At 59.3% G+C, this 6,203-nt stretch carries 4 protein-coding genes; 2 read left to right on the top strand and 2 right to left on the bottom strand.

The window, feature by feature from the left end; all coding sequences use genetic code 11:
* Positions 1–747 precede the first annotated feature (747 nt).
* Both ABD050_RS11290 and ABD050_RS11285 read left to right on the top strand, forming a co-directional pair.
* Positions 748–1,719 carry a toll/interleukin-1 receptor domain-containing protein gene (locus tag ABD050_RS11290; RefSeq protein WP_343889432.1) on the top strand — a complete coding sequence of 324 codons (972 nt, stop codon included), beginning with the start codon at positions 748–750 and terminating at the stop codon, positions 1,717–1,719.
* Positions 1,720–1,967: 248 nt separating this feature from the next.
* The gene (locus ABD050_RS11285; protein ID WP_343889431.1) at positions 1,968–3,338 is read left to right on the top strand and encodes a hypothetical protein; all 1,371 of its coding nucleotides are present in this window, start codon (positions 1,968–1,970) and stop codon (positions 3,336–3,338) included.
* 152 nt (positions 3,339–3,490) lie between these two features.
* Here ABD050_RS11285 and ABD050_RS11280 read toward each other — a convergent pair whose 3' ends face one another.
* Positions 3,491–4,675: an acyl-CoA dehydrogenase gene (locus ABD050_RS11280; RefSeq protein ID WP_343889430.1), complete on the bottom strand. Its 1,185-nt coding sequence runs from the start codon at positions 4,673–4,675 to the stop codon at positions 3,491–3,493.
* Positions 4,676–4,881: 206 nt separating this feature from the next.
* Positions 4,882–6,129, bottom strand: a complete 1,248-nt coding sequence (locus tag ABD050_RS11275) for a TetR/AcrR family transcriptional regulator (protein ID WP_343889429.1) — start codon at positions 6,127–6,129, stop codon at positions 4,882–4,884.
* Between the last annotated feature and the right edge of the window lie 74 nt (positions 6,130–6,203).

Below are 6,203 nucleotides of genomic sequence, written 5' to 3'. Positions count from 1 at the left end.
ATCAGCAGGGTGAATCACAACCCAACCCTTTTGAAAAGACCCCGCCCGGAAATCTGCCCCGGTTACGGTGCTGGCTGATATCGGATAACAGCCAGGTAACAGCCAGCTATCAGCCAGCATAACAGCCAGGTTTTTCGCCGGAACAGCCAGGAACAGCCAGGTAACAGCCAGCTCCCCTCGGACCCGGGATGGGGTTGTGATTCAGTCATGAGAAAGAGCGAGGGCTGGCAGGCCAGCCCGGTTCCACGCTGCGATAATCCGGATCTCGTTTGAATCGGGTGCGAAGGACGATGGGTAATGGTGTTTCGCGTTAGCGATGCAGCTTACGGGTCTCGCGTCGTATTTGGCGAATGACCGCAAGGCGCCGATCTGGTGGTTCAGGGTATGCCTGCGGCTGCGCTCAGATCTGTAGTCGATCCGCCAGATCGCGCTCCCGAATATCGCCGTCCATTAGTATCTTGGAGAGCGGCCGGCCCGAACGGCTGGGTGTGGGACTTTCCTGCCGTTCACAGAGATCGCTGAGAACGACGGCTCCAATCAGAAGCGGAGGTCGGTCTTCGGTCGATCGAGCGATACCTTCGTGAATTCCGCGCTGTAGCGCCTCCCCATCGTCTTCCGTACCGTCCGTCCCTCACGTCGAGATTAGCCACCTGTAGATACCCGGCGGCGCCTCATTTCCGCGAATGCCGACCTGTCAGGTTCTTTGGCGATCCACTATAGGCGGGCAAAGGAAGCGGGATATCGGTGATGGATGACGCGGATCGGCAGAACTACGTTTCACCCTCTAAGGAGTGGGACGTTTTCCTGTCCCATGCGAGCGAGGACAAGTCCTACGTTCGCGCTGTTGCCGCTGGCCTTGCCAAGCGAGGCATCACCTACATTCTCGACGAACGTGATTTCGTGGCGGGCATGTCGCTCAGGGGCCAAGTCGATTCCGCGATCCTGAACTCCTATCTCGGAATCCTTTTTGTCAGCTCTCATTTCATGAGGAAGCGCTGGACCCGCGAGGAATTCGACGGCCTGTTTACCCTGGAAGACGGAGGGCAGACCAAGATCATGCCTGTCTGGCTCGGCGTGGACATAAAGGCGGTTGCAAATTTTTCGCCGATGTTGGCGTCTCGTCTCGCGATCGTGGCCGATGAGGATGCTGACGTAACCGCCGGGACGATCGCCCGCCATCTAGAGCAGCTCTTCACGATCAATGAAAGTTGGGGGCAGATGGTGAGGACGGACACGTTGTGTCTTCCTTGGGTAGGCACCCCGATGTTCCATCGTAAATCCCTTAAGATTCTTGACGATTATTTGCCGTATTTCTGGGTACCGCGGCGCTTCGAGAATGAGTTGCCGGGTTTTCAGGAGGCGGTCCCGATCCGGGTCTGCGATACGGTCATCGATCCGACCGGCTATGACGGCAGATGCGTTATCGTGATAGGTTGGCAATCGCTGGTGCAGATCTATCAGCGTCGCGACCATGGTCTGCGGGAATGGGTTTTCCAGCTCACGACGAATGAGCCAGGCTATGCGCAGTCCATCATGTATGTCCGTTGCGCAGGCCCTGTGGATGAGGGCAGCGGCTGGCCCACATCGCCTCAGGGAGATTTGACGATAGTTGTCGGCTATATCGTTGCCCATGGCGCGATGATCCTGGCTGACGGTTCGATCGCAAACGCGTCATACCTGGTAGCAGCGAAAGTCCATCATGCTCCGCCCGTCTCTTAGTTCGTGATGGTGTGCTGGCCTCATTCGTCGGATCAGGCAAAATCCCGCTAAAGCCAACTTCCGAATTATTTACCCCGAGTGAATTTTGTAACGCTGTCATTCCATTTTGGTACCGGAGGTTAGATGCAATATCCCCCGAAGCACCGCGTATGACTAGCAAATTGGGTGATTGATCTTGTCCGACTTTGTCCGGAATATGGTCTGCTCCCGTTGCACGAGAGAGTTCAGCTGGCGTATCGATAGGCCGCATGACTATCTATTTTGATCGATCAGCCCTCCATCCCAATGGCGCCAAAGCCTTGAATGAAGAAGCTGAGGCAATCGCGCTCCTTTTCGAATCGAAGCCGCTTCAGCCGTCGCCGCCGCCCGCATTTGAGACACAAAGGGAGATCGGCCCGACGATCACTGAGGAGGATATTATCGGCGAGCCGATCATGAGTTGGACCGATCTTAAGGGTCGGGCCGTTGGCCGGTATTTCGTCCGCGACGGGCAGGAAGTTGCCCTGCGCAACGGCAATTATCTCCAGTTTCGCAAGCTGGTCGAGAAGGTAGCGGGAAAGAAACCGTTCAATCTGGGGTTGAGCCTCGAATTTCTAGAGGAGCAAACCTTTCTCTGGCTGCAGGCGGCAAGGCTCGGTTCGAATGACCAGAGCCTTTGCGATCATTTGCTCGACAGATGCGAGGCGGCCGTGTCGCTCCACGACATGGCCGTCCCAATCGCATCGATCGAGGTCGAACGCGCGTTCAAACTCGGAAACATCCGAATATCACCGTTTGATGTTCGGAGGCTTGAGCGCTGGAAGACAAAGTTGCTTCAGAAAAATGACGCCGATCTGGAAGCGCTCTCTGCGATCGAGGAACGATTCCAAAGCTTGCGCAAGCAATTGGCGGGCTCGACCCTGATCGAGGTGTCGATCCTCGGCGAGAAAAAATTCGTGGAAGCAGAAGCGATCCGTATTGCAGACGAGGCCGCATCGGTACTGAGATTCCTTTCCCCAGCCGCTATCATTTCAAATCTGGCCTTTCCCTGCCATCCACTCGGCAGTGAGCACAGGCCCCTTAAGACGATCCTCCATCTCGCAGAGGGAGAGATTGCGGGGCTCACCACAGGACTGAGGCAACAAGGCTTGCACCACTGGGGACTGCAATTTGCGGATCTCAGCGAAAAAATGAATGCTGGTCTTCGGAACATCGCGGCTTTCTTTTCCGATCGCCACCTTACGGATCACGAGCAGCGCGTAAAAAGTGCTCTACTCTCCTATTCGAGAGGCGTGGCTTCCTATGATCCGAACGAGCGACTGATCTATGCGATGTTCGCCTTGGAGCACCTCCTGTTGAAGGATGGAAGTGAACCGATCCAGCAGAATGTGGGAGAGCGCATCGCCTTCTTGATCGAACAAGATCCTAAAAGGAGAAAGGCCGTCGTCTCGAATTTCAAGAAGGCCTATCAGTTACGCTCCCGCTATGTGCATCATCTCAATTCGGTTGAAAATGAGGAGGCGCTACAGGAATTTTATAAAAACATTTTTGTTTTACTGTACACGGCGATTGCAGACATGAAAATCCATTCAAACCATGGAGCATTCCTGGATCACATCGATAATAAGAAGTTCTCTTAATCTCAGCTGTCAAGTGCACGGGCCATTCTTGATCTCAGCTGCGACCGAGAAGCGGCCATTCTTATAATTGGTAGCGCGCTATTGGTCGGAAACCGACGTCGCCTCTGCGGGGACCAGCCGCCCCTACGGGGACCAATGCAAGAGCCTGATCCCTAGAACGCCGCAATCCCGGTGATCGCCCGCCCGAGGATCAGCGCGTGGACATCGTGTGCGCCCTCATAGGTGTTGACCGTCTCGAGGTTCATCAGGTGCCGCATCACCTGATATTCGCCGCTGATGCCGTTGCCGCCGTGCATGTCGCGGCTGGCGCGGGCGATATCGAGCGCCTTGCCGACATTGTTGCGCTTGACGATCGAGATCATCTCGGGCGCGAATTTGCCCGCGTCCATCAGCCGCCCGACGCGCAGGCTGGCCTGGAGCCCCAGCGCGATCTCGGTCTCCATGTCGGCGAGCTTCTTCTGGTAGAGCTGGTTGGCGGCGAGCGGCCGGCCGAACTGCGCGCGGTCGAGGCCATATTGGCGGGCGGCATGGAAGCAGAATTCAGCCGCGCCCATCGATCCCCAGCTGATCCCGTAGCGGGCGCGGTTGAGGCAGCCGAACGGGCCCTTCAACCCCTGCACGTCGGGGAGCAGGGCGTCTTCACTCAGCTCGACCCCGTCCATCATCACCATGCCGGTGATCGAGGCGCGCAGGGAGAGCTTGCCCTCGATCTTCGGCGTCGACAGGCCTTTCATGCCCTTGTCGAGGATGAAGCCGCGGATTCCGCCGCCATGGGCATCCGACTTGGCCCAGATCACGAAGACATCGGCGATCGGCGCGTTCGAGATCCAGGTCTTGCTGCCGCTTAGCCGATAGCCGCCATCGATCTTCTCGGCGCGGGTGCGCATCCCGCCGGGGTCGGAGCCGGCATCGGGCTCGGTCAGCCCGAAACAGCCGATCCATTCGCCCGAGGCAAGCTTGGGCAGATATTTCCGCTTCTGTTCCTCGGAGCCATAGGCGTAGATCGGGTACATCACGAGGCTCGACTGAACGCTCATCATCGAACGGTAGCCCGAATCGACTCGCTCCACCTCGCGCGCGACCAGGCCGTAGGACACATAGGACGCGCCGACGCCGCCATATTCCTCGGGAATGGTCGGGCCGAGCAGGCCGAGTTCGCCCATTTCGCGGAAGATCACGACGTCGGTCACCTCGTTGGCGAACGCATCGATGATCCGCGGCGCCAGTCTTTCCTGGGCATAGGCGCGCGCGGTGTCGCGGATCATCCGCTCGTCGTCCTCGAGCTGGTCGTCGAGGAAGAAGGGGTCGGCCCAGTCGAAGGCGGCGGTGGTGGACATTTTGGAATCTCCTTGGCGCCCCGCTGCCAGCGAGGGAACGGGTTTGCAACCACACCGTTCGTCCTGAATAGCGCCTGAGCTTGTCGAAGGCGCGTATCGAAGGGCATGGTTCTGGCCGAAACGGTGCTTCGATACGGGTCTTCGACTTCGCTCAGCCCCTACTCAGCACGAACGGTTGAGATAGTGGCAGTCGAAATGATTGACGCTCACAAGCCAAGCACCCGATCGTCGAACAGCCCGAACGCCAGGGTCGAGGCATAGAAGGCGACGGCCTTTTCGCGCGGCATGGTGCTCGCCCATTTCCGCATGTCGAAGGCGGCGTTCTGGAGCGCCATCAGCGCCTGGCTGGCGACCAGGGCATCGACCGGGCGGATCGACCCTTCGGCGATGCCGTCCATCATCGTCCCGGCAAAACGGCGCGCGATCCGATTCGACCGCTCAACCATCGCCCGGCGCACGGTGGCCGGCAGCCCGGAAAGGGCGGTGGTGCGCAGGAGAGGCCCCCGTTCCGAGAATTGCACGTCGAGCAGGGTGGCGATCGTGCTGGTCAGCCGATGCCAATGGCTTTCGCCGCGTTCGTCGGCGAGGCGCTGCGCATCGGCGATCGTATCGAAGCTGCGTTTGTAGCAGGCGATGACGAGATCGTCCTTCGCATCGAGGTGATGGTAGAAGCTGCCCTTGGTGACGTTGAGCTCCGAGGCGATCTTCTGCACCGAGGCGCCGCGATAGCCCAGCTCGTTGATCAGACGCGTCGCGGCAAGCAGAAAGGCCTCGCGGCCGGGCTCGGGCTCGTCATGGGCGAGGTCGATCAGCTCGGGCGACCAGCCCTGATCCGGGCCGGCGATGCCATGCTCGAATACGTCCATCAGGCGCGCCTCGATCCGGTCGAACTGGTCGACCTCGTAGCGGACCAGCCAGAGCGGAAGCCAGAAGGTGTTCTCGAGCAGCACATGGGCGCGGGCGCCGTGCAGATCGGTCTGTGCACGATTGGCGGCCGGACCCCAGAGGCTGCGCGTCGTACGGAAAACCCGCTGCCATCCGGCGAGCAGCCGCGCCCGCACCGGCTCCTCCATCGCGCGGAGATCGGAAAGGACAGCGAACGCCTGTTCCTCGCCGCGCTCGATCCGGGCGAAGCGCTCCATGTTGAGCGCGAGATAATGGGCGACTCGGGCCCGTGGGGTCGATTCCGCCAGCGACTCGTCGAGCATCGCCTGGAGCCGGTCGAGCGTATGCTCGAAACAGGCAGCGGCGAGATCTTCCTTGCGCTTGAAATAATAGGTAACGCTGGTGGTGTTGAGGCCGACCCGGCGCGCGACATCGGCGAAGGTCATGCCCTTCGCGCTCTGTTCGTTGATCGCTTCGGCGGCGGCGGCGAGGATCGCGTCACGCTTCGCGCGGAAGCGCTTGGTGCCCGCTTCCTCCTCCTCCCCCCGCACTTCATCCCCTGCCTGCATGCGATAAACTGTAACATCTTCTTTTCGAAGAGACAGTGTTTTTTCTGGCGGCTCGAAAGACTGCGATATCGTGG

It is taken from the genome of Sphingomonas oligophenolica, assembly GCF_039522915.1.
Taxonomy (GTDB): Bacteria; Pseudomonadota; Alphaproteobacteria; order Sphingomonadales; family Sphingomonadaceae; genus Sphingomonas; species Sphingomonas oligophenolica.
The sequence above is the reverse complement of the archived record's forward strand: the minus strand, read 5'-3'. Positions and strand labels throughout refer to the sequence as shown.